Here is a 3,718-nt window from a genome sequence, read left to right on the forward strand (position 1 = left end):
TTCTTCCCTTATCTTTACAATGATTACTGCTCAAAAACGTAATTAATTACAACTGAGTTTAGCAAGAATTGCTCTAAAGTTGTATTTGCATTATACTTTGATTTTAAAGTTTGTTGGAATGCTGCTTCAATATAATCATCTAATGTTGCAGGAACCTTCACATCTGCATTATATCGAATAATTGCCCAACCTGATTCTAAATTAATAGGAGCAGAGATTTGTCCTACTTTCATTTTATCTACAGCTTGAGTCATAAGATATCTTTCACGATTATCTTTAATATTATCGATATTACCAATTAGACCATTATTTGCTGCAGTTATTACATCATCAGAGTATTGTTCGGCAGCTTGATCAAATGTAATAAGTTTACTTGTTATTTGTTTGTAAATATTTTGAGCTTTAGCTTTAGCTTGTTCACTTGTAAATAAAGGGGTAGTTTTGATAAAAATATAACTAACATTATAAGTATTTACTTGAGCAAGGTTATTTTCTGCTAAAGCGATTTGATAATTCTTATACCCTTCAAACTGAATAGCATCTCTATCAATATTGGTCTGAACATTTTTACTTAAATATTCATTTAATTTTTGTTGATAAAGACCTTCGCGAATTTGTGCCCTTACTTGTTGTAATGAATAACCTTGATATGCAAGAGCGCGAATAAAATCAGAATAAGTTAAACCATTTCTTGCTGCTTCAGCGTAGAGAACATTATCAATTTCAGCTTGGGTAACATTCACCGACGCTTTTGCTTTTGCTGTCCATTCTTGTTTTAGTTTTGAAACTATATAAGATCTCACAGCATTTTTAACAGCATCATCGGAATAAACATTGTTTTGCCCACCTTTTAAATAAGGTTTAATATCAGATGCTAATACAACTTGTCCATTGTAGGTAGCAACAACAGAGTTACTGTTGTTAGATAAATCAAAAGAAGCAAAACTAGGAGCAATAAGACTTAAGCCTAAACTAAAAGCAAGAATAGATTTTGCAAATTTTTTCATGGTGTATAAGAACCTATATTTACTAATAATATTATAAGTGTTTTTCTACAAATGATAATAGCTCTTTAACATCATTAGATTCTAAAGAACCTACACGTCTATCAACAAGCACACCATCTTTAAATAGTAAGATAGTAGGGATGTTTCTTACCCCGTTTAGGACACGAGCTTCTTGTGGTTCTTCTGCGATAACTTCGTATTTATAAAAAGTTACTTTACCTGCAAGTATTTCTGCTGCTTCCTCAACAAAAGGAGCTAATTGTAAGCATGGTGAACACCAGTCAGCCCAAAAATCAACTAATACTAAACCTAGATTAGCATCTTTATTAGCTACTTTGTCATTAAATTCTGCATCAGTTAATTCGTGTACAAATTTACTCATATAAATTACCTGTTAAAAGAGCCTATCAGTAACGAATGATAGAGATAGAAATAAAAATTATTTTGATAAAGATATAGGGAATTCTTTTAATAATTTAAATTTTAGTATCTTGAATAATATAAGGTCTAAAATGTAAATTTAAAGAGTTAGTATTTAATCAGGGCAGATCCCCAGGTCATACCACCACCAAAAGCTTCTAGAAGAATAATTTCACCTTCTTTAAATTTATTTTCTTGTACTGCTGAGTCAAATGCTGTTGGTATTGAAGCCGCTGAGGTATTACCGTGTTTTTCAATAGTTAGAATAACACGTTCCATAGGTAAATCTAATTTTTTTGCAGTTGCAGCAATAATTCTAATATTTGCTTGGTGAGGAACTAACCAGTCAACTTGAGATTTATCAAGATTGTTTGCTTCTAAAGTTTCTGAAACTATATTGGATAATTCAGCAACCGCTATACGAAACACCTGATTTCCTTGCATTTGTAAATAAGATTCCTCTTGGAATTGCTTATTTCCTAAAGTTAGCATTTCTGCATTTTCGTTATTAGCGTGTAAATGCGTGCTTAAAATGCCAGGTTGTTCGCTTGCTTCAATAATGAAGCAACCTGCAGCATCACCAAAGAGAATAATTGTTGAACGATCGGTAGGATCACATGTTTTAGATAAAGCATCTGCACCAATCACTAAAGCTTTTTTTACTGTTCCTGTTTTAATAAACTTATCAGCAACGCTTAAAGCATAGACAAAGCCGCTACAAGCTGCGGCAACATCAAAAGAAATACAATCTTTAATTCCTAATTTACCTTGAACTTGGCAAGCACAAGAAGGGAATAAGTAGCTAGATGTTGTTGTGGCGCATATAATAAGACCTATATCTTCTACATTAAAGTTAGGATCTTTTTTCTTTAAGTTTTCTACGGCTTTTTGAGCTGCATTAAAAGCCATATCAGGAACTGTCATATCATCGTCCATAGTTGGACGGCTTTTTATACCGGTACGAGTAACAATCCACTCATCACTGGTATCTACCATTTTTTCTAAATCAGCATTAGTAACAAATTTAGATGGTATAAAGCTACCTGTAGCAACTATTTTTGAATACATAGTTTAAATAGATAAGTTAAAAGGGACTTTTTCAAGTCCCTTCAATAAAATAAATAATGTTAATTTAGGAACCCAAGAATAAACATAAAATAAAATCAACTATCTGAATTATATTAGAGGACTTTTTATCATGATAAATCCTTGAGTTCCTTATTAGCAATTAAAAATCAATTAATTGCTAAAGTTTTATAAACTGTCAAAATATTGCAGTTTAAGTGGAATACGGGGTATTCCCATTGGAATACCGAATAGTATTATTTAACTTCTAATACTTTTTTACCGCGGTAGTAACCATCAGCAGTTACGTGGTGACGTAAGTGCATTTCACCTGTAGTTGCATCTCTTGAGATCGCAGGTGCGGTTAAAAAGTCGTGTGAACGACGCATGCCACGGCGAGAACGTGTTTTACGGTTCTGTTGAACTGCCATTTAATTGTCTCCCGACGTTTAAATATAATTAATCTGAAAACTAATTATCACTAATTTTAAGGTAAAAGTTGCATTTAAAGCGTTTAATTTTTTCCTACTTAACTTTAGTGACGTTTCAAAATACTGTTAAATTATAGCACAATTAAAATGTAAAGACAAACTTTTGTTAGTTATTTTTTTAGTTTGCCTTTTAATTGACTAAGAGCTGAGAAAGGGTTGTTTTCTAAAGTAACTTGCTCTTGGTTAACTTCTTCATCCTCAAGAAAATCTTCTTCTTGGTCAAGAAATGGATTACAGCTTTCATTAGGATGTTTTGGAGTTAAAGCTATATTCATAATTAGTTCTTCTTCAACTCCTTCAACAATATTTACTTCTCCATACTCATTTATAAGGAGAGGAGAGTATTCTTGAGGAAGAGCATCAGCTTGTTCTTCATTTGCTACAGGACTTAAAGTAAATTCTGCAATGACATCATAAGTGAAATCTTCCATACAACGCATGCAGGTAGAGGTAACATTTATTTTAGCAGTTCCTTTAGCAATAGCTTTATTGGTAAAGTCAAAGGTACAACTTAATTCAACTTCAGCATCTGTGTTAATAGACTTTACGGTATCTAAAGGAAAGCGTTTAAAGTTTTCTTTACTTATAATTCCTTTAAAGTCAGAACGTTTATTAGCTTCATTACGAATATTTAGAAAAGCGGGAATTTTTATATTCATAGATTTCTATAATTAAAATTAGTGCCTTTATTATAACAAAAGATTTAAATCTTTATAGTAGATAGAGGTATTAAAG

The 3,718-nt window shown here is 31.7% G+C and carries 5 protein-coding genes; all 5 read right to left on the bottom strand.

Annotated features, from left to right (window positions below):
- Positions 1-23: 23 nt before the first annotated feature.
- Positions 24-1,007 carry a peptidylprolyl isomerase gene (locus tag CKF59_RS07045; protein ID WP_119535230.1) on the bottom strand — a complete coding sequence of 328 codons (984 nt, stop codon included), beginning with the start codon at positions 1,005-1,007 and terminating at the stop codon, positions 24-26.
- 31 nt (positions 1,008-1,038) lie between these two features.
- The gene (locus CKF59_RS07050) at positions 1,039-1,389 is read right to left on the bottom strand and encodes a thioredoxin family protein (RefSeq protein ID WP_119535231.1); all 351 of its coding nucleotides are present in this window, start codon (positions 1,387-1,389) and stop codon (positions 1,039-1,041) included.
- A 146-nt stretch (positions 1,390-1,535) separates the two neighbouring features.
- Positions 1,536-2,495 carry a beta-ketoacyl-ACP synthase III gene (locus CKF59_RS07055; protein ID WP_119535232.1) on the bottom strand — a complete coding sequence of 320 codons (960 nt, stop codon included), beginning with the start codon at positions 2,493-2,495 and terminating at the stop codon, positions 1,536-1,538.
- Positions 2,496-2,749: 254 nt separating this feature from the next.
- Positions 2,750-2,923 (bottom strand): 50S ribosomal protein L32, encoded by a 174-nt coding sequence (gene rpmF, locus CKF59_RS07060; RefSeq protein ID WP_119532386.1) that lies wholly within the window; start codon positions 2,921-2,923, stop codon positions 2,750-2,752.
- Between the two features lie 170 nt (positions 2,924-3,093).
- Positions 3,094-3,642: a YceD family protein gene (locus tag CKF59_RS07065; RefSeq protein ID WP_119535233.1), complete on the bottom strand. Its 549-nt coding sequence runs from the start codon at positions 3,640-3,642 to the stop codon at positions 3,094-3,096.
- Positions 3,643-3,718: the final 76 nt, after the last annotated feature.

It is taken from the genome of Psittacicella gerlachiana (genome assembly GCF_003585965.1).
Taxonomy (GTDB): Bacteria; Pseudomonadota; Gammaproteobacteria; order Enterobacterales; family Psittacicellaceae; genus Psittacicella; species Psittacicella gerlachiana.